We start from the raw sequence: 18,227 nt of genomic DNA, 5'->3' as shown, positions 1-18,227 counted from the left end.
GGGCGGGAACCCGAACGCGTAAGGTGGCGTGCTCGTAGACATATACGAGTACGCCATCGAACGCGACGAGGGAGACGCCCCGACGATGCCCGGAAGCAGCGGCAGCGGCGCCGTGACCCGCAGCACCCTGCGGCAGCAGATCGCCGACGCGCTTCGCGACGAGGTCCTGGCCGGCCGGCTCCAGCCCGGACAGGAGTTCACGGTGAAGGAGATCGCCGAGCAGTACGGCGTCTCCGCCACCCCGGTCAGGGAAGCTCTCGTCGATCTCTCCGCGCAGGGACTCCTGGAAGCCGACCAGCACCGCGGCTTCCGCGTCCACGAGTACTCGGTGGCCGACCACCGCGGGATGATCGAGGCCCGCGCCCTGGTCACCGAGGGCATGTTCCTGGCCATGATCGAGGGCCACCCCGTCTTCGACCGCACCGACGACCCGCGCACGGTCGCCGCGCTCGCCGGGGTCCGCCGCCGCGGCGAGGAGGCCCAGCGCGCCGCCGACGCCGGTGACCTCTCCGTGCTGATCGGCTACGACCTGCGCTACTGGCGCGAGTTGAGTGCCATGTTCGGCAACCCCTACCTCGGCGACTTCCTGCACCGGCTGCGCGTCCAGTCCTGGGTGTGCACCGTGCAGCATCTGCGCCGGCTGACCGATCTGCGCGGCCGGCTGTGGTCCGAGCACACCGAACTGGTCGACGCCCTGGCGCGCCGCGACACCCCGGCCGCCCGCTCGATCATCCTCGCGTACAACACGCACTCCCTCGACCTCATCGAGCGGCTGGCCGCCCGGTGACCGGACCGGAAAGGGCCGCTCCGGCCGTGGACAGTGCCTGCGTGGACCTCAGCGTCGTCGTGCCCGCCTACAACGAGGAACGGCGGCTCGGGCCGACGCTCGACGCGATCACCACGTATCTCGCCGACAACGAGGGCCGCTTCGGCGAGTGGGAGATCCTCGTCGCCGACGACGGCTCCGACGACGGGACCCGCGAGGTCGTCACCTCCCGCGCCGACCCCCGGGTGCAGCTGGTCACCAGCCCCCGCAACCGAGGCAAGGGCCACGCCCTGCGCCTCGGCGTCGCCGCCTCGCGCGGCCACCGGGTGCTGGTCACGGACGCCGATCTGGCCGCGCCCATCGAGGAGCTGGAGAAGCTCGACAAGGAGCTGAGCGAGGGCCGCGCCGCCGCGATCGGCTCCCGCGCCGCGCCCGGCGCGACGATCGAGAGCCACCAGCACCCGATACGTGAACTCCTGGGCCGCGCGGGCAACTTCCTCATACGCCAGGCCGCGGTGCCCGGCATACGGGACACCCAGTGCGGCTTCAAGCTGTTCGAGGGCGACCGCGCCCGCGAGGCCTTCGCCGCCTCCCGCATCAACGGCTGGGGCATCGACGTGGAAGTCCTCCAGCACTTCCGCCGGGCCGACTGGGAGGTCGCCGAGGTACCGGTGCGCTGGGCCCACCAGTCCGGCTCGAAGGTACGACCCCTCGACTACGCCAAGGTCCTCACGGAACTGGGCCGCCTCCGCGCCCGCGCCCTGCGCCCCGCCGACGTCCTGGTCGTCGTCCTCTTCCTCCTGATGTCGGTCGGCCTCTACTCGGGCCGCCTCTTCGACCCGAACCACCGCTACCTGGTCGACTCGCTCCAGGACCAGAACCAGTGGGAGTGGTTCTTCGCGGTCACGGCCCACAACGTCGCCCACTTCCACAACCCGCTCTTCACGGACCTCCAGGGCTTCCCCGACGGCGTGAACCTCATGGCCAACACCGTCATGCTGGGCCTTTCGGTCCCCTTCACGCCCCTCACCCTGCTGGCAGGCCCCGCGGTCTCCCTCAGCGTCTGCATGGCGCTGGGCCTCGCGGTCACGGCCGCCGCCTGGTACTGGCTGATCGTGAAGCGCGTCGTACGGCAACGGGCCGCGGCCTTCGTCGGCGCCTCGCTCGCCGCCTTCGCCCCGCCGATGGTCAGCCACGCCAACGCGCACCCGAACTTCGTCATCCTCTTCATGATCCCGCTGATCATCGACCGCGCCCTGCGCCTGTGCGCGGGCACCCGGGTCGTCCGGGACGGGATCGTGCTCGGCCTGATGGCGGCCTACCAGATCTTCCTCGGCGAGGAGCCCCTGCTCCTGGCCACGATGGGCATGATCCTGTTCGCCGCCGCCTACGGAGTCCTCAACCGGGACGTCGTCAAGGCGTCCTGGCGCCCGCTCCTCAAGGGCCTGGGCATCGCGGCGGCGGTCTGCGCCCCGATCATCCTGATCCCGATCTACTACCAGTTCGCGGGCCCGCAGAGCTACAAGAGCGTCCTGCACGGCGACAACGCCGGCAACAGCCCCCTCGCGCTGCTCTCCTTCGCCGAACGCTCCCTGATCGCGGGCAACGAGGTCCGCGCGAACTCCCTCTCCCTCAACCCCACCGAGCAGAACGCCTTCTACGGCTGGCCGCTCGTCGCCCTCGCCTTCGCCATCGTCGTACGGCTGTGGGAGCACGCCCTCGTCAAGGCGCTCGCGTTCACCGCGGTCGCGGCCGCGATCCTCTCCATGGGCCCCAAGATCCGCATCCCGCTCACGGACACGGTCTACCCCGGCCCCTGGGCCCTGCTCGCCCACAAGCCGCTCTTCGAGTCGGTGATCGAGGGCCGGGTCGCGATGATCTGCGCGCCCGCGCTGGGCATGCTGCTGGCGATCGCGGTCGACAAGCTGGCGGCGACCCGGCAGCCCGGCACGCAGTACGTGGGCCTGCTCGCCGTGTCCATGGCCCTGATCCCGATCATCCCCGCGCCCCTGAAGGCCGTCGAGCGGGCGACGGTGCCCGCCTTCTTCACCGACGGCACCTACACGTCGTACGTCCGCGCCGGCGAATCGATCGTCCCGCTCCCCCTCGCCGACCCCGGCGCGGCGGAGCCCCTGCACTGGCAGACCGCCGCCGGCCTCGGCTTCAAGATGCCCGGCGGCTACTTCAACGGTCCCTACGGCGACGACCGCATCGGCATCTACGGCGCCCCGCCCCGCTACACCTCCAACATGCTGCGGGACGTCCGCTACACCGGCGTCATCCCGACCATCGGCAAGAACTGGCGGGCGCAGGCCAAGGCCGACTTCGCGTACTGGCACGCGGGCGCGCTGGTGATCGCGCCGCAGCCCAACGACGACAAGCTCCGCACGGCGGTGGAGAAGCTGGTGGGGCGCCCCGGTAAGTGGGTGGACGGTGTGTGGGTATGGGACCTGCACGAGGGGAGCTGACCCGGGCCGCACCGACTACTCTTCCCCCTACTCTTGCCTGACCACCATGCGAGATCCACGATGCGCAGCGAGTAACCGAGGAGCCCCCTTTTGGCCTGTGACCTGTGGCTGGTCCCGCTCGTCGACGTGTTGTGCCACACCCCCGACAACCCGTTCGCCGACGAACTCGCGCTCTACAACTCCCTGTTGGCCGAGGCCGGGCTCCCCCCGGTGCCGGTGTACCAGTACATGCCGGGACTCTCCGGCGAGGTCGCCCCGGTCGCGGGTTTCGACTACGACGCGCTGCACTTCCTGCGCCGGGCCTACCTGCTCCAGGTCTGCGGCCTCCCGGTGACGCCGGTCGACGAACTCGGCGGCGACTACGAACAGCTCCTGGAGATGTTCGAGAACACGGCCCAGCAGTCCCACCTGGTCTGGCACTACGACCACGCGGGCGCCTATGTCCCGGTCGACTTCCCGCACCCGCTCTCGAACGACGAACTCCTCGCGGGCGGGGGCCCGTTGGGCTCGTCCCAGACCCTGCTCCGCGAGCTGGAGTTCGTCGCCCCGACGATCGGCATCGACCCCGCGAACCCGCCGGCGACACCCGAACCCCCCGCCGCTCCGACGGAGTTGGAGGAACCGGCCGTCCCCGCGCCGTACGATCCCAGCCCGTTCGCCCGCGAGCGGCACGTGTGGCTGGGCCTGCACGCCGCGGCGACCCGCAGCCTGGCCCAGGGCTCGATGATCGTGTTCAGCTAACCGGCGGTCCGGGAGGAGTCCTCGTCCGCCGCCATGTCCTGTGTGCCGATGACGCCGAGCAGTTCGAGCTGGGCGGCGCCCTCGGTGCCGGGCGGGGCGGTGAACCACAGGAGGCGCTGACGGCCGTCCTCGCTGAACAGGCTGTGGCAGTCCAGCTCGATGACGCCCAGCGTGGGATGCACGATCCGCTTGTGATCGGTGCGCCGCAGGCCGACCTCCTGCGTGTCCCACAGCGCTGCGAACTCCGCGCTGCGCCGCCGCAGCGCGGCCGTCATCCCGGCGACCTCGCTGTCCCGGCCGCGGCGGGCGGCCACCGCGTGCAGGTCGGAGACGAAGACCCGCGAGTGGTGCGCGTGGTCCTCGGGCGGATAGATCGCGCGGGAGCCCGGATCGGTGAACCAGCGGTACGCGAACCCGGTGACGGGCCCACGCGGCTCCGGCGCCCGCCCGAGCAGCGCCACCGCCAGTTCGTTCTGTACGAGGGTCTCGTGCAGGTCGGTGATCACCTGGGCCGGGGTCGTCGTCAGCCGGTCCAGCAGCCCCAGCAGGGCGGGCTGGACGTGCCGTGCGCCCACGCCGTGCGCCGACTCCGGCAGCGGCCGGTCGGCGAGGTGGAAGAGATGGTCCCGCTGGTCGCCGCCCAGCCGCAGCGCACGGGCGAGCGCGGACAGGGTCTGCGCGGAGGGCTGGGCGCCACGCCCCCGCTCCAGCTCGGTGTAGTAGTCGGCGGACAGCCCCGCCAGCTGCGCGACCTCCTCCCGCCGCAGACCGGGCACCCGGCGCCGGGGCCCGACGGGCAGCCCGACGTCGGCCGGCCGGACGCGGTCACGCCGGGATTTCAGGAACGCCGCGAGCTCGGGAAGGTCCACCCGCCCATCGTGCCCTCTCCCCGAGGTCCGAGCCAGGGGCCGCCAACCCCCGGGTGGGCTCAGCCCTGGCCGGGCGGGTGCCGGGGGCGCAGGGTTGAGCCGTCCCGCACAGCACCACGAGGAGAGAGAGCACCATGCCTTTCGCCAACTTCAAGGTCCCCGCCGGCGCCCTCACCGCGGAGCAGAAGGAGCAGATCATCACGCGCACCACCGACCTGTACGCCGAGATCTTCGGCGACGGCGCCCGCGCCACCACCCTCGTCCTGGTCGAAGAGGTCGCCGACGCGGGCTGGGGCATCGGCGGCGGTGTCCTGACCCTCGCCAAGATCCAGGGCACCTCGCGGGAATGAGGCCCTACCGCACCTTGCCGAGACCCGCCTCGACCTCCTCCGGGTTCATCACCGGCACATAGGTCAGCTCGGCCCCCAGGTTGAGGAAGAGCGGCTCGCTGATCGCCGGAATGTCGGTCGGGTCCTTCAGATCGAAGAACATCAACGCGGTCCGCTTGCCGTTCTCCGCCGTGAAGTACGCGGCCTCGGGCTTGATCTGTTCCATGGACTCCTGGATCAGCTTCCCCAGGGTCCCGTTCCGGATGGCGTCGTTGGCCTTCTCGGTGTCCATGGACGCCTTCAGCATCATGCGCATCGCAGTCACCTTCTTCGGGTTGGCGTGCGCGAGACGGACACCGTCAGGATATGCCCGATATGCGGCTGATGTTCGATGAGCCTGGCGGGGTGCGCGCGGTACACCGTGCGCACCCCGCCAGGCTCGACGACGGACCGGGCGGGGCGGGGCGGTCGGGCTAGAAGACCGGCGTACCGGCCTGGGTCAGCTTCCAGTTCACCGCCGCGAAGTCCGCCGGGTCCAGGCTGCCCTTCGCCGTGACGTAGGCGATCATCAGATCGCGGACCTGGTCGGGGGCGCTGTGGACGGTCTCCGCCGCCGCGATGTGCGGGTAGCCGGAGCCGCCGTTCGCGCGGTAGTTGTTGACCGCGACGACGAAGACCTGGTCGTCCGTGACCGAAGTGCCGTTGTACGTCAGGTTCTTGATGCGCGAACCCTCGGCCTGGGCGATGTCGATGTCGTAGGAGACGCCCGCGGCCACGTCGTACATGTAGTCCCAGAAGCTGTTGGCGTTGGTGAGGGTCGCGGTGTCGACCTTCGTGCCCGCCGGGACCTGGTGGTAGTACTTCGCCGCGTACTCCAGGTAGTCCTTGAGCTGGGCGCCGGTGAGCTTCTTGCCGTAGAGGGTGTTGTCGTAGATGTAGAGGCCGGCGATGTCCTTGATGGTGACGGAACCCTTGGGGATGTCGGCCGTGCGGCTGAAGGGGGCCGCGACCGAGATCAGCGGGAGGGCCGCGTCGGCGGCCGAGAGGCCCGCCTTGACCGAGTCCATCTGCACCTGCTGGATGAAGTCCATGATCGGGACGTCCTTCCAGCAGGACTCCGCCGCCGAGAGGTCCTCGGTGCAGGTGCCGACCGCCGTGTTGACGTACTTCACGACCAGCTCGTGGTCCGCTTCCAGGAGCCTCTTGATCTCCGGGTCCTCGTCCACCGTGTTCGGGTTGAGGGTCTGCGCCGTCTTGCCGGTGATCTTCCACTGGCCGCGGACGAGTTCGAGCTCGAAGTCGAAGACGCTCAGGCGGTAGCCCCAGCAGTACGGCTCGGAGAGGAGGACGTCCGCGCCGGTCTGCTCGTTCTTCACCGTGTACGACGGGACCTCGACGTGGGTATGGCCCACGAGGATCGCGTCGATGCCGGGGACCTGCTCGGCGACGAGGTTGGAGGCGTTCTCGACGTACGGCAGCTCGTCGCCGTAGGACGAACTGCCGTCCAGGCCCGAGTGGTCGGTGAGGAAGACGACGTCACAGCCGAGCGCGCGCAGCCGCGGGACGTACTTCTTCGCCTGCTCGACCAGGCCGGGGAAGACCATCTTGCCGCTGACGTTGTCCTTGTCCCACAGCGCGATGCCCGGGTTGGTCAGGCCGAGGATGCCGACCTTGATGTCGGGGGCGCCGGGGACGCAGATGCGCTTCACCGTGTACGGCGCGAACGCCGGGCGCAGGGTCTTCGCGTCCAGCGCGTTGGCGCCGAGCAGCGGGAAGTGACACTGCTGCTCGAACTTGCGCAGGGTGTCGATGCCGTAGTTGAACTCGTGGTTGCCGAGGGCTGCGGCGTCGTAGCGCATGTGGTTCATGGCCGTGGCCATCGGGTGCTTGGCGCCGCTCGTGATGGGGTCCACGCGCGCGAAGTAGTAGCCCAGCGAGGTGCCCTGGATGATGTCACCGGCGTCGACGAGCAGGACGCGGCCCTCGCCCTTCGCCTCGCGCTGCTGCTTGATGAGGGTGGCGACGCGGGCGACGCCGACGGAGTTGCCCTTGCTGTCCGAGTACGCCTTGTCCGAGTAGTAGTCCCAGTCGAAGACGTGGCTGTGCAGGTCGGTCGTGCCCAGGATGGAGAACGACCAGGTCTTCGGCCGGGGACGGGGCTTGTGGTGGCGGTCGGCCGCCTCGGCCGGGGTCACCGCCGCCGTCCCCGCGACGGCCGCGACAGCGCCCGTGACGGCGGACTTCTGCACGAACTCGCGGCGATTCATGGGATTGACGGGCATTCAGGACTCCTGAAGGGGCGCAGAGGGCTGGTGCTGGCATACGGGGCGCGGCGGACTACCCGCGTAGATGTTGGCCTCCGCCCGTTACCGGCGTAACCACGGACAGCCCAAGGGCCGGTCAAGGATTCCCAAGACCGGCCCAAGCACCCCAGCCAACCGCCGCGCTAGATGAACGAGTTGATCTCGATCGTCTCCGTACGGCCGGGCCCGACGCCGATCGCGGAGATCGGCGCGCCGGACATCTCCTCCAGCGCCTTCACGTACGCCTGCGCGTTCTTCGGGAGGTCCGCGAAGGTCTTGGCCTTCGTGATGTCCTCGCTCCAGCCGGGCAGGGTCTCGTAGATCGGCTTCGCGTGGTGGAAGTCGCTCTGCGAGTACGGGAGTTCCTCGACGCGCTTGCCGTCGATCTCGTACGCCACGCAGACCGGGATCTCCTCCCAGCCGGTCAGGACGTCGAGCTTGGTGAGGAAGAAGTCGGTCAGGCCGTTCACGCGGGTCGCGTAGCGGGCGATGACCGCGTCGAACCAGCCGCAGCGCCGGTCACGGCCGGTGGTGACACCCCGCTCGCCGCCGATGCGGCGCAGCGCCTCGCCATCCTCGTCGAACAGCTCGGTCGGGAACGGGCCCGAGCCGACGCGGGTCGTGTACGCCTTGAGGATGCCGATGACCCGGCTGATCTTCGTCGGGCCGACACCGGCACCCGTGCAGGCACCGCCCGCAGTCGGGTTCGACGACGTCACGAAGGGATACGTGCCGTGGTCGATGTCCAGGAGCGTGCCCTGGCCGCCCTCGAAGAGGACCACCTTGTCGTCGTCCAGCGCCTTGTTGAGGATCAGGACGGTGTCGGCGACGTACGGCTTGAGCCGGTCCGCGTAGCCCAGCAGCTCCTCGACGACCTGCTCGACGGCGATCGCGCGGCGGTTGTAGAGCTTGGTGAGCATCTGGTTCTTGACGTCGAGGGCAGCCTCGACCTTCTGCGTCAGGATCGACTCGTCGTAGAGGTCCTGGACCCGGATGCCGACGCGGTTGATCTTGTCCGCGTAGGTGGGCCCGATACCGCGGCCCGTCGTCCCGATCTTCCGCTTCCCGAGGAAGCGCTCGATCACCTTGTCCACCGTCACGTTGTAGGGCGTGATGATGTGGGCGTTGCCGCTGAGCAGGAGCTTGGACGTGTCGACGCCGCGCTCGTTCAGCCCGTCCAGCTCGGAGAACAGGACCGACGGGTCGACGACGACACCGTTTCCGATGACCGGAGTGCACTCCGGTGTGAGGATCCCGGAAGGGAGCAGGTGAAGGGCGTACTTCTGATCGCCCACGACTACCGTGTGGCCGGCGTTGTTGCCGCCCTGGTAGCGCACCACATAGTCGACCGACCCACCTAGCAGGTCCGTCGCCTTTCCCTTGCCTTCGTCACCCCACTGAGCACCGAGCAGCACAAGTGCGGGCACGCGCGTACACCCCTTCCGGGCGGGGCATGTCCAAGGTCAGAGGCGTACGTGACACAGGTGTGCCTCGTACGCCCGCGACCCTCGTCGGCCGCAACCCGTCGGACCGGATGCCCCGGAATAGACGAAGCCCCTGGCGCAATAGCGCAAGGGGCTCTTGCACAAAGATGCTACCCGAGGAAGCGAGGCATGGCCGAGGTGGCGACTTTCGCGACTTCAGATCAGCTGCTGGTCGTCATCGATCCGGTCGCCCGGCGCGCCGACGCGGAGTCCGTCCGTATCGCGAAAGACGTGCTCAGCGCGGGTGCGGCGACGAAGGTGTGCCTGCCGGACGGGCCCGAGGAATTCGCCCGGGTCCTCGCCCGGCGGGGCTCGCGCCGCCCGGTGGTGATCGGCGACGACCGCGCCCTGCTCCGCGCGGTGTCCCTGCTGTACCGGCAGCGGGAACTGGCCGGATGTGCCCTGTCGATGGTGCCGGTGGGAGCCGCCCTCTCCCTCGCGGGGGCGCTGGGCGTCCCCACGGGCGCGGTCGCGGCGGCGCGCGCGGTGCTCGACGGGGTCGTACGGCGGAAGGACCTGCTCGTCGACGAGAGCGACGGGGTGGTGCTCGGCGCCCTGCGGATACCCTCGCTGCCGGTGCGGGCGGCTCCGGCGGAGGAGCGGACCCCGGTGCCGTCCGGTACCGGCCACGCGTCCTGGCTGCGGACCTGCCAGTCCCTGGTACGGACCCTGGTACCGCCCCGGCCGTCCCGGGAACCCCTCACCGGCGTCACCCGGCTCGGTCCCGCGCGGCTGCGGGTCGAGGTGGACGGCGTGACCCTGGTGGACCTGGACCAGCCGGTGGACGGCGTGTCCGTGACCCCGGGTGCGGCCGGCTTCGCCGAGGTGGAGGTGCGGCCCGTCTCGGTCGGCGCGGAGGCGTCACCGCTGTACGCGCGGGGGCGGAGCGTGACCGTGTCGGGGGCGGATTTCCGGTACCGGGCGGATGCGGTGGTCGGGGGGCCGGTACGGACCCGGACGTGGGTGGTTCGGGAGGGGGCCTGGGGGCTTACGTTGCCGGGGTGAGGTCCTGAGGTTGGTGGCGGGCCGGGGTGGGGTGGGTGGTTCCGGTTGTGTGCGGAGTGCGGGTCCGACGTGGCTGGTCGCGCAGTTCCCCGCGCCCCTGAGGGACCGGGGCGGGCGGGGTGTGGTCGTCCTGCGGCGCAACGGTGGCCGGAGGGACCGGCGGATGTACGGTTCAGCCGCCCTGGCCGGCGCTGCCGAGCGGGCCACCGACGTGGCTGGGCGCGCAGTCCCCGCGCCCCTGGGGAACCCGGGCGGGCGGGGTGTGGTCGTCCTCCGGTGTATCGGTGGCCGGAGGGACCGGCGGATGTACGGTTCAGCCGCCCTGGCCGGCGCTGCCGAGCGGGCCGACCTTGACCGAGGCGCCGGAGCCGTCGGTGACGGGCAGGGACGTGGCGCCCGGCCAGGCGAGGGTGACCGAGTGGGTCTCGTCCGGCGGGGTCACGACCAGCCCGGTGATCCGGACGCCGGAGCCGCCCGATGTGTTGAGCGGGTAGCTGACGGGGAAGTACGTCGACTCGCCGTTCTTGAGCACGGCCGACACGGTCCCCTGACCGGTGCGCTTCGCGGACAGCGTCCCCGCGCCGGTCTTCAGGTCGACGCCCGCGTACCCGGCGACGGTGCAGCCATGGCCGCTGCGGTTGGTCAGCGTGACGACGACGGTGCCGTCGGTGTCACCGCCGATGGTGCCGTCCTGCGCGGTGATCCTCAGATCGGCGGTACGGCACTTGCCGGTCTTGGCGCTCGCTCCGGTGCCCGAGCCCGAGCCGGAGCCGGAACCTGACGAGCTGCCGGTCCCCGTCGAGGCACCGCTCCGGTCGGAGGCGTTCGTACCCGAACTGCCGCTCGTGGAAGTGGAGTTGGCGCCGGAGTTGGAGCCGGAGTTGGACCCGGCCCCGGTCGACGCGGAGGAGGTGGACGACGGGTCGCTCTGCCCTTGGCCCGCGTTGTCGTTCCCGCTCTGGCAGGCGGTGAGCGAGAGACCGGCGGCGACGGCCAGGGCGGCGAAGGTGAGCTTGTGAACGCGCATCGTCTTGTTTCCTCGGGGTCGGTCGGCAGTGAGCGTTTCCGACCAGGAGGAGCGTCCGGCACCGCCCCGCCGTTCCCCCCGCCCCCCTCCCAAGACATGCCTGTTACACACACCTACCGACACGAAAACCCCGGTCACCGCCCACAGCCCGGCCCCGACAGGCGTTCCGGCCCCTGCCGTCAACCCGCCCGCGCCGAACCCCCGTTGGGACAAACCCGTGACCCACCCGGCGAACCCCGCCGACACGGGCCCCCTCCGGCCCTCACCCCGAGAGCCCCACCACCACGTCCGCGTCGTCCTTCAACCCCACCCCCGTGACCCCCGACTCCCGCGCCCTCCCCATCAGCCCCGCCAACTTCCCCGCCGCCACCTCGTACGCCATCCCCGACGGCGGCCGGATATTGGAGAGGCAGTTACGGGACGCGTCCGTCGTGACCCCCGGCACGGGCCGGTACGTCAGATACGCCCCCAGCGAATCCGCCGCCGACATCCCGGGCCGCTCACCGACGAACACAACGACCATCGCCGCCCCCATCGCACACGCCACGTCATCGCCGAGGGCGACCCGCGCCTGCTCCGCGAGCACCACCGGCGCCACCCGCCACACCGTCGGCAACAGCGCCGTGGTGGCCCGCACCATCGCCGCCCCGTGCTCGTGCACCGCCCGGCTGGACAGCCCGTCCGCCACGACGAACACGACGTCCCACTCCCCCACCGGAAGGTGCGCCCGGTCGGCGGCATCCAACCGGCGTCCCAGATCGGGCCGTTGGAGATAGGCCAGCCGGTCGGGCGCCGCACTGCGCACCCGCACGGTCGGCTCACCCCGCAGCGCCCCCGCCACCAGGTCCGGCCGGAAGGGTGAGTGCACGGCGTCCCGGGCCGCCGCGTGCGCGGCCTGCAACTCCAGCCGGTGCCGCGTGGGCAGCCCCGACCCGGCCCGCCCCAGCCCGATCCGCGCCTGCGTGTGCCGGCGCAGGGCGGGCCACAAGTCCCGCTCCGCGGAAGTAACGTGACTGTTCGTCATGCGGCCAGTTCCCTTCCGATCGCGGTCAACGGGTGGGCCGTGCCGGACACGTCCCGGATCGCGCCGCCCTCGCCCAGCAGGCCGATCGAGTCGAGCCAGGACTCGAACTCCGGTGCCGGGCGCAGCCCGAGGACCTCGCGCAGGTACAACGCGTCGTGGTACGAGGCGGATTGGTAGTTGAGCATGATGTCGTCGCCGCCCGGGGTGCAGATCACGAAGGACGCGCCGGCCACGCCGAGCATGGTGAGCATCGTGGCGATGTCGTCGTCGTCCGCGTCGGCGTGGTTGGTGTAGCAGATGTCCAGGCCCATGGGCAGGCCGAGCACCTTGCCGCAGAAGTGGTCCTCCAGGGCGGCGCGGAGGATCTGGCGGCCGTCGTACAGGTACTCCGGGCCGATGAAGCCCACCACGGTGTTCACCAGGAACGGGTCGTAGCGCCGGGCCACCGCGTACGCCCGTGCCTCGACCGTCTGCTGGTCCACGCCGTGGTGCGCGTCGGCGGAGAGGGCGCTGCCCTGCCCGGTCTCGAAGTACATGACGTCGGAGCCGACGGTGCCCCGGCCGAGCGCCTTCGCCGCCTCGTACGCCTCGTCGAGCAGCCCGAGCGTGACGCCGAAGGACGCGTTCGCCGCCTGGGTGCCCGCGATGGACTGGAAGACGAGGTCGACGGGGGCGCCGGACGCCATCAGGTCGATGCTGGTCGTGACGTGGGACAGGACGCAGGACTGGGTGGGGATGGCGTACCGCTGGATGACTCCGTCGAGCAGTTCCAGCAGGTCACGTACCGCCTTCGGGCTGTCCGTCGCGGGGTTGATGCCGATCACCGCGTCACCGGAGCCGAGCAGCAGCCCGTCGAGGAGGGCCGCGGCGACACCGGCCGGATCGTCGGTGGGGTGGTTGGGCTGAAGGCGGGTGGCGAGCCGTCCCGGCAGACCGATCGTCGAGCGGAAGGCGGTCACGACCCGCACCTTGCGCGCCACGGCGACGAGGTCGGCGTTGCCCATCAGCTTGGACACCGCGGCCACCATCTCCGGCGTCAACCCGGGCGCCACGGCGGCCAGTTCACCGCTGTCCGCCGCGAGCAGCCACTCCCGGAACCCGCCGACCGACAGCCCGGCCACCGCCGTGAACGCGCCCGTGTCGTGCGTGTCGAGAATCAGCCGGGTCACGTCGTCGGTCTCGTACGGGATCACCGGCTCGGCGAGGAACGCGGTCAGCGGCACGTCCGCCAGCGCCCAGCGAGCCGCCACCCGCTCCTGCGCGGACTCGGCGGCCAGCCCCGCCAGCCGGTCCCCGGACCGCTCCGGGCTCGCGGCGGCGAGCAGGCGCGCGAGGGAGCCGAAGCGGTAGCGGTGGCCGCCGAGCGTGGAGGTGTACGTACTCATGCCGGTGACCGTACGAGGGGCGTGTTGCGGCCAGATTTCTAATGGTCTGGTTGACAAACATTTAACGTCCCGCAACCCTTGCCCGACTTATTCGGCCTACAGAGTTCCGGTTCGACACACCAGCCGAGCAGCAGGAGAGGAGCCATCCCGATGGCAGTGGACGAAGGAGTCGCCCCCGCGCCGGGCGTAAGCGAGGATGGCGCCGTTCACCGGCTCAAGCCCAACGCCATCGGCCTGCTGGGCGTGGTCTTCATGGCCGTCGCGACCGCCGCCCCGATCACCGCGATGACCGGCAACGTGCCCTTCATGGTCTCGTCCGGCAACGGCATAGGCGCCCCGGCGAGCTATCTCGTCGCAATGGTCGTCCTGGCAATCTTTTCCGTCGGTTTCACGTCGATGGCGAAGCACATCACCTCGACGGGCGCCTTCTACGGCTTCATCTCCTACGGCCTCGGCCGCACCGTCGGACTCGCGTCCGGGATGCTCGCCACCTTCGCCTACATGGTGTTCGAGCCGGCCCTCATCGGCATCTTCTCCACCTTCGCCACCGGAACCTTCAAGGACCAGACGGGACTTGACGTCCCGTGGTGGGTCTTCGCGATCGTCATGCTGGCCGTCAACGCGACGGGCACGTGGTTCGGCGTCTCGGTCGCCGAGAAGCTGCTCGTCGTCCTCCTCGGGACCGAGGTGACGGTCCTCGCCGCGATGGCGATCTCGGTCGCCCTGCACGGCGGCGGCCCGCACGGCTTCACCTTCGGCCCGGTCAACCCGGTCAACGCCTTCAAGGGCACCAGCGCGGGTCTCGGCCTGTTCTTCGCGTTCTGGTCGTGGGTCGGCTTCGAGTCGACGGCGATGTACGGCGAGGAGTCCCGCGACCCGAAGAAGATCATCCCCAAGGCGACGATGATCAGCGTCCTGGGCGTCGGCGTCTTCTACGTCTTCGTCTCCTGGATGGCCATCATCGGCAACGGCGAGGGCGAGGCGGTGAAGGTCGCCTCGTCGGCGAACCCGCTCGCCCTCTTCTTCAACCCCACCGAGCACTACGTCGGCCACTGGGCGGTCGACCTCATGCAGTGGCTGATGATCACCGGCTCGCTCGCCTGCGGCATGGCCTTCCACAACTGCGCCAGCCGCTACATGTACGCGCTGGGCCGCGAGGGCGTCCTCCCCTCCCTGAAGAACACGGTCGGCCGCACCCACGCCAAGCACGGTTCCCCGCACATCGCGGGCTTCGTGCAGACCGTGGTCAGCGCCGTCCTGATCGTCGCGTTCTGGGCCACGACCAAGGACCCGGCCAACGCGCTCTACGTCCTTCTCGCCATCCTCGGCACCATGGCGATCCTGGTGGTGCAGGCGGTGTGCTCGTTCGCGGTGCTGGCGTACTTCCGCACGAACCACCCCGAGAGCCGGCACTGGTTCAGGACGTTCACCGCGCCTCTCGTCGGGGGCATCGCGATGCTGGCGGTGGTGCTGCTCCTGGTGTCCAACATGAGCGTCGCGGCGGGCTCGGAGTCCGACTCGCCGGTGCTGAAGGCGACCCCGTGGCTGGTGCTCCTGGTCGCGGCCACGGGCATCGGCTACGCCCAGTACCTGAAGCGCCGGGCGCCCGAGCGGTACGCGCTGCTGGGGCGGACGGTGCTGGAGGAGACGAAGGAACGCTGAATCGCCCCGGGGGCGCGGGGAACCGCGCCCCTCAAGGGGTGTCGCCGAACCGTGCTTCCCGGTGCACCCGCCACCGCTCCATCATCGCCGCGATCTCCCCTTCGACGAACTCGAAGAACGCGAGCGTCTCCGCCATACGACGCCCCGCGGGCGTATCCGCGCCGAGACTCGCCACCCCCTCGCCCAACGCGGCCTCCCACCGCTTGAGCACGGCCTCGCGGTTGGTCAACGCCTCGTACCACTGGTTCCCCTGCACCCGGTACCGCTCGCGCCGCGACCCGGGTTCCCGCTCGCGGGCCACCATGTGCTGCTGAGCCAGGTACCGCACCCCACCCGACACCGCCGCAGGACTGATCCGCAGCTGTTCCCCCAGTTCGACGGAGGTCATCGCCCCCTCGTCGGAGGAGAGCAGCGCGGCGAAGATCCGCGCCGGCATCCGCTGCATCCCCGCTTCCACGAGCTGCGCCGCGAACGACTCGACGAACTTCGACACGGACTCCGCGTCACGCGCACCAGGTGTATCCGTCATGCCCTCACCCTAACCCGGGCTTCACACACTTCCTTAACTTCACAAATTTCTGAACGAAGCGTACGTTCTGAACCATGACGAAGGCAATCAGCGTCTCCGGGCTGCACAAGTCGTTCGGCACGACGCATGCCCTCACCGGTCTCGACCTGGACGTCGAGGCCGGCGAGGTGCACGGCTTCCTGGGCCCGAACGGCTCCGGCAAGTCCACGACGATCCGCGTCCTGCTCGGCCTCCTCCGCGCGGACTCCGGCGCCGCCCGGCTCCTGGGCCGCGACCCCTGGACCGACGCCGTCGAACTGCACCGCCGGGTCGCCTACGTCCCCGGCGACGTCACGCTGTGGCGCAACCTCTCCGGCGGCGAAGTCATCGATCTCTACGGCACGTTGCGCGGCGGCCTCGACAGGTCCCGGCGCGCCGACCTGATCGACCGCTTCGAACTCGACCCCACCAAGAAGGGCCGCACGTACTCCAAGGGCAACCGCCAGAAGGTCGCCCTCGTCGCCGCGTTCGCCTCGGACGTGGACCTGCTGATCCTCGACGAACCGACGTCGGGCCTGGACCCGTTGATGGAGGAGGTCTTCCAGCGCTGCGTCGAAGAGGAGCGCGACCGGGGCCGGACGATCCTGCTCTCCTCCCACATCCTCAGCGAGGTGGAGGAGTTGTGCGACCGGGTGAGCATCATCCGCAGGGGCCGCACGGTGGAGACCGGTTCCCTGTCCGACCTGCGCCACCTCACCCGCACCAGCGTGACGGCCGAACTGATCGGCGACCCCGGCAGGTTGGGAACCCTGGTCGGCGTCCACGACCTCGACATCCAGGGCAAGCGGGTACGGCTCCAGGTGGAGAGCGACCAACTCAACGCCGTCCTGCGCTCGTTGAGCGAGTCGGGCGTACGGTCCCTGACCTCGAAGCCGCCGACACTGGAGGAGCTGTTCCTCCGCCACTACCAGGACGCGGACGGCGATACGGGCAGCGGTACGGCCGCGGAAGGCGCGGTGTCCCGATGACCGCCGCCGCCACCCTCGCCGTACGCAGGGGCGGCACCTCACGCCAACTCGCCGGTACCGGCGCTCTGTTGCGCTTCAACCTGCGCCGCGACCGCGTGGTGATCCCGGCCTGGGTGGCCGTGACCGGCCTCCTCGTCCTCTCCCTCCCCGGCTCCCTCAAGAGCGTGTACGCGACGCCCGCCCAACGCGCCGACATCGCCCGCCAGATGCTCACCAACAGCTCGCTGCGTGCCACCTACGGCCCGGTGTTCAGCGACTCGCTCGGCGGTCTCACCGCATGGCGCATCGGCGGCTACGCCGCGATCCTCGCCGGGATCATGAGCCTGGTCGTCGTCGTACGGCACACCCGTGACGAGGAGGAGAGCGGCCGCCAGGAACTCATCTCCTCGGCGATGGTGGGCCGCAGCGCACCGCTGACGGCTGCCCTGCTGACGGCACTGGCCGCCAACTCCGCGCTCGCGCTGCTCATTTGGGGCGGTCTGGCAGGGCAGGGCTCGGCTGGAGCCCTCGCACTCGGACTCGGCATCGGCGGGGTCGGCATGGTGTTCGGGACGCTCGCGGCGATCGTCGCGCAGTTCACGGACAGCGGCCGTCTGGCGAAGGGCCTGACGGGCGGGCTGGTGGGCGCGGCCTTCGTCCTGCGCGCGGTGGGCGACTCGACCAGCACCGACGGTTCCTCCCCTGCGACCTGGATCTCCCCGATCGGCTGGCTGGAGAACCTGCGCCCGTTCGCGGCCGAACGCTGGTGGGTACTGGCCCTGTTCGCGGCCGCGACCTGTGTCCAGGGCTTTCTGGCCTACGAGTTGGCGGGCCGCCGGGATGTCGGCATGAGCTTCCTGCCCGCCCGCCCGGGTCCGGCCCACGGCCGTCTCGGCACGGCGGCGGCGCTGGCCTGGCGGCTCCAGCGCGGCAGCGTCCTCGGCTGGAGCCTGGGTTTCCTCGCGGCCGGGGTCGCGTTCGGCGGGATCACGAAGGGCGCGGCGGACCTGGTCGGCGACAACGCCAGGACCCGCGAGATCATCGAGCGGATGGGCGGCCAGTCCGGCCTCCAGAACGCGTTCCTGGCCACGATGGTCGGCCTGTTCGGCATGCTGGCCGCGCTGTACGCGGTCGCGTCGGTGCTGCGCCTGCACAGCGAGGAGACGGGTGGCCGCGCCGAACCGATCCTGGCGAACGCGGTGGGCCGTCTGCACTGGGCGGGTGGCCACCTGCTGATCGCCTTCGGCGGCGCGATCCTGATCATGCTGCTGAGCGGCCTCGGCCTGGCCCTCGGCCACGGCGCGGACCTGGGCCCGATCCTCGTGGCCTGCCTGGTCGAGGTCCCCGCGATCTGGACCCTGGGCGCTCTCGCGGTCCTCCTCCACGGCGTCTCCCCCCGGCTCGCCCCCGCGTCCTGGGCGGTGGCGGGACTGGCCCTGGCGCTCGGCTGGGTCGGCCCGGCGCTGAACCTCCCCCAGGCGGTCCTCGACCTCTCCCCCTTCGGCCACCTCCCGAAGCTCCCCGGCGGGGACATGGCCTGGGGCCCGGTGGTCGTCCTCACGGCGATCGCCGCGGCCCTGGTCGCCGTAGGCCTGACGGGTCTGCGGCGACGCGACCTCGTCACCTGACCGACGGCGGCGCGGGAAACC

16 protein-coding genes are annotated in these 18,227 nt (G+C 70.6%); 8 read left to right on the top strand and 8 right to left on the bottom strand.

Annotation, left to right across the window (positions count from 1 at the left end):
• The first annotated feature begins 85 nt into the window (after nt 1-85).
• The 3 genes from ACIRB1_RS31695 to ACIRB1_RS31685 all read left to right on the top strand — a co-directional run bounded on the left by ACIRB1_RS31695 (nt 86) and on the right by ACIRB1_RS31685 (nt 3,975).
• Complete coding sequence (locus ACIRB1_RS31695; RefSeq protein ID WP_352184082.1) at nt 86-787, top strand: GntR family transcriptional regulator; 702 nt, start codon at nt 86-88, stop codon at nt 785-787.
• Nucleotides 788-828: 41 nt separating this feature from the next.
• Nucleotides 829-3,234, top strand: a complete 2,406-nt coding sequence (locus tag ACIRB1_RS31690) for a dolichyl-phosphate beta-glucosyltransferase (protein WP_403467779.1) — start codon at nt 829-831, stop codon at nt 3,232-3,234.
• Nucleotides 3,235-3,324: 90 nt separating this feature from the next.
• Nucleotides 3,325-3,975: a hypothetical protein gene (locus ACIRB1_RS31685; protein WP_328830633.1), complete on the top strand. Its 651-nt coding sequence runs from the start codon at nt 3,325-3,327 to the stop codon at nt 3,973-3,975.
• Here the strand turns inward: ACIRB1_RS31685 and ACIRB1_RS31680 are convergent.
• Nucleotides 3,972-4,844, bottom strand: a complete 873-nt coding sequence (locus ACIRB1_RS31680; RefSeq protein ID WP_352183909.1) for a helix-turn-helix transcriptional regulator — start codon at nt 4,842-4,844, stop codon at nt 3,972-3,974. The genes ACIRB1_RS31685 and ACIRB1_RS31680 overlap by 4 nt on opposite strands.
• Before the next feature lie 134 nt (nt 4,845-4,978).
• Here ACIRB1_RS31680 and ACIRB1_RS31675 point away from each other — a divergent pair, with 134 nt between their 5' ends.
• Entirely contained in the window at nt 4,979-5,194 is a 216-nt protein-coding gene (locus tag ACIRB1_RS31675) for a 4-oxalocrotonate tautomerase family protein (protein ID WP_352183908.1), read from the top strand.
• 4 nt (nt 5,195-5,198) lie between these two features.
• Here the strand turns inward: ACIRB1_RS31675 and ACIRB1_RS31670 are convergent, their stop codons facing one another.
• From ACIRB1_RS31670 to ACIRB1_RS31660, 3 genes are all read right to left on the bottom strand, one after another.
• Entirely contained in the window at nt 5,199-5,489 is a 291-nt protein-coding gene (locus ACIRB1_RS31670) for a hypothetical protein (protein ID WP_352183907.1), read from the bottom strand.
• A 157-nt stretch (nt 5,490-5,646) separates the two neighbouring features.
• Entirely contained in the window at nt 5,647-7,455 is a 1,809-nt protein-coding gene (locus ACIRB1_RS31665; protein WP_352183906.1) for a 5'-nucleotidase C-terminal domain-containing protein, read from the bottom strand.
• A 164-nt stretch (nt 7,456-7,619) separates the two neighbouring features.
• Nucleotides 7,620-8,903, bottom strand: coding sequence for an adenylosuccinate synthase (locus ACIRB1_RS31660; RefSeq protein ID WP_403467778.1), 1,284 nt, complete (start codon nt 8,901-8,903; stop codon nt 7,620-7,622).
• Nucleotides 8,904-9,089: 186 nt separating this feature from the next.
• Here ACIRB1_RS31660 and ACIRB1_RS31655 point away from each other — a divergent pair, with 186 nt between their 5' ends.
• The gene (locus ACIRB1_RS31655; RefSeq protein ID WP_352183904.1) at nt 9,090-9,965 is read left to right on the top strand and encodes a diacylglycerol kinase; all 876 of its coding nucleotides are present in this window, start codon (nt 9,090-9,092) and stop codon (nt 9,963-9,965) included.
• Between the two features lie 313 nt (nt 9,966-10,278).
• Here ACIRB1_RS31655 and ACIRB1_RS31650 read toward each other — a convergent pair whose 3' ends face one another.
• The 3 genes from ACIRB1_RS31650 to ACIRB1_RS31640 all read right to left on the bottom strand — a co-directional run bounded on the left by ACIRB1_RS31650 (nt 10,279) and on the right by ACIRB1_RS31640 (nt 13,401).
• Complete coding sequence (locus ACIRB1_RS31650) at nt 10,279-10,992, bottom strand: DUF4232 domain-containing protein (protein ID WP_352183903.1); 714 nt, start codon at nt 10,990-10,992, stop codon at nt 10,279-10,281.
• A gap of 262 nt (nt 10,993-11,254) precedes the next feature.
• Complete coding sequence (gene eutC, locus ACIRB1_RS31645; RefSeq protein ID WP_352183902.1) at nt 11,255-12,016, bottom strand: ethanolamine ammonia-lyase subunit EutC; 762 nt, start codon at nt 12,014-12,016, stop codon at nt 11,255-11,257.
• Complete coding sequence (locus ACIRB1_RS31640) at nt 12,013-13,401, bottom strand: ethanolamine ammonia-lyase subunit EutB (protein ID WP_352183901.1); 1,389 nt, start codon at nt 13,399-13,401, stop codon at nt 12,013-12,015. The genes eutC and ACIRB1_RS31640 overlap by 4 nt, the downstream gene beginning before the upstream one ends.
• Before the next feature lie 150 nt (nt 13,402-13,551).
• On the opposite strand from ACIRB1_RS31640, the gene ACIRB1_RS31635 reads away from it, so the two are divergent.
• Nucleotides 13,552-15,063, top strand: coding sequence for an APC family permease (locus ACIRB1_RS31635; RefSeq protein ID WP_352183900.1), 1,512 nt, complete (start codon nt 13,552-13,554; stop codon nt 15,061-15,063).
• A gap of 31 nt (nt 15,064-15,094) precedes the next feature.
• Here ACIRB1_RS31635 and ACIRB1_RS31630 read toward each other — a convergent pair whose 3' ends face one another.
• Nucleotides 15,095-15,592 carry a GbsR/MarR family transcriptional regulator gene (locus ACIRB1_RS31630; RefSeq protein WP_403467777.1) on the bottom strand — a complete coding sequence of 166 codons (498 nt, stop codon included), beginning with the start codon at nt 15,590-15,592 and terminating at the stop codon, nt 15,095-15,097.
• A 74-nt stretch (nt 15,593-15,666) separates the two neighbouring features.
• On the opposite strand from ACIRB1_RS31630, the gene ACIRB1_RS31625 reads away from it, so the two are divergent.
• The gene (locus tag ACIRB1_RS31625; RefSeq protein ID WP_403467776.1) at nt 15,667-16,599 is read left to right on the top strand and encodes an ATP-binding cassette domain-containing protein; all 933 of its coding nucleotides are present in this window, start codon (nt 15,667-15,669) and stop codon (nt 16,597-16,599) included.
• Nucleotides 16,596-18,206, top strand: a complete 1,611-nt coding sequence (locus ACIRB1_RS31620) for an ABC transporter permease (RefSeq protein WP_403467775.1) — start codon at nt 16,596-16,598, stop codon at nt 18,204-18,206. Before ACIRB1_RS31625 ends, ACIRB1_RS31620 begins: the two co-directional genes overlap by 4 nt.
• Nucleotides 18,207-18,227: the final 21 nt, after the last annotated feature.

It is taken from the genome of Streptomyces sp. NPDC096013 (genome assembly GCF_044763565.1).
In the GTDB taxonomy this organism is placed as follows: domain Bacteria; phylum Actinomycetota; class Actinomycetes; order Streptomycetales; family Streptomycetaceae; genus Streptomyces.
This window is presented reverse-complemented; position numbering and strand designations above follow the sequence as displayed.

What these genes read in the sequence shown, in the direction of transcription:
- ACIRB1_RS31695 (WP_352184082.1), top strand. Translation starts at nt 86, where the DNA reads ATGCCCGGAAGCAGCGGCAGCGGCGCCGTGACCCGCAGCACCCTGCGG.
- ACIRB1_RS31675 (WP_352183908.1), top strand. Translation starts at nt 4,979, where the DNA reads ATGCCTTTCGCCAACTTCAAGGTCCCCGCCGGCGCCCTCACCGCGGAG.
- ACIRB1_RS31670 (WP_352183907.1), bottom strand. Translation starts at nt 5,489, where the DNA reads ATGCGCATGATGCTGAAGGCGTCCATGGACACCGAGAAGGCCAACGAC.
- ACIRB1_RS31665 (WP_352183906.1), bottom strand. Translation starts at nt 7,455, where the DNA reads ATGCCCGTCAATCCCATGAATCGCCGCGAGTTCGTGCAGAAGTCCGCC.
- ACIRB1_RS31655 (WP_352183904.1), top strand. Translation starts at nt 9,090, where the DNA reads ATGGCCGAGGTGGCGACTTTCGCGACTTCAGATCAGCTGCTGGTCGTC.
- ACIRB1_RS31650 (WP_352183903.1), bottom strand. Translation starts at nt 10,992, where the DNA reads ATGCGCGTTCACAAGCTCACCTTCGCCGCCCTGGCCGTCGCCGCCGGT.
- eutC (WP_352183902.1), bottom strand. Translation starts at nt 12,016, where the DNA reads ATGACGAACAGTCACGTTACTTCCGCGGAGCGGGACTTGTGGCCCGCC.
- ACIRB1_RS31640 (WP_352183901.1), bottom strand. Translation starts at nt 13,401, where the DNA reads ATGAGTACGTACACCTCCACGCTCGGCGGCCACCGCTACCGCTTCGGC.
- ACIRB1_RS31635 (WP_352183900.1), top strand. Translation starts at nt 13,552, where the DNA reads ATGGCAGTGGACGAAGGAGTCGCCCCCGCGCCGGGCGTAAGCGAGGAT.
- ACIRB1_RS31630 (WP_403467777.1), bottom strand. Translation starts at nt 15,592, where the DNA reads ATGACGGATACACCTGGTGCGCGTGACGCGGAGTCCGTGTCGAAGTTC.
- ACIRB1_RS31625 (WP_403467776.1), top strand. Translation starts at nt 15,667, where the DNA reads ATGACGAAGGCAATCAGCGTCTCCGGGCTGCACAAGTCGTTCGGCACG.
- ACIRB1_RS31620 (WP_403467775.1), top strand. Translation starts at nt 16,596, where the DNA reads ATGACCGCCGCCGCCACCCTCGCCGTACGCAGGGGCGGCACCTCACGC.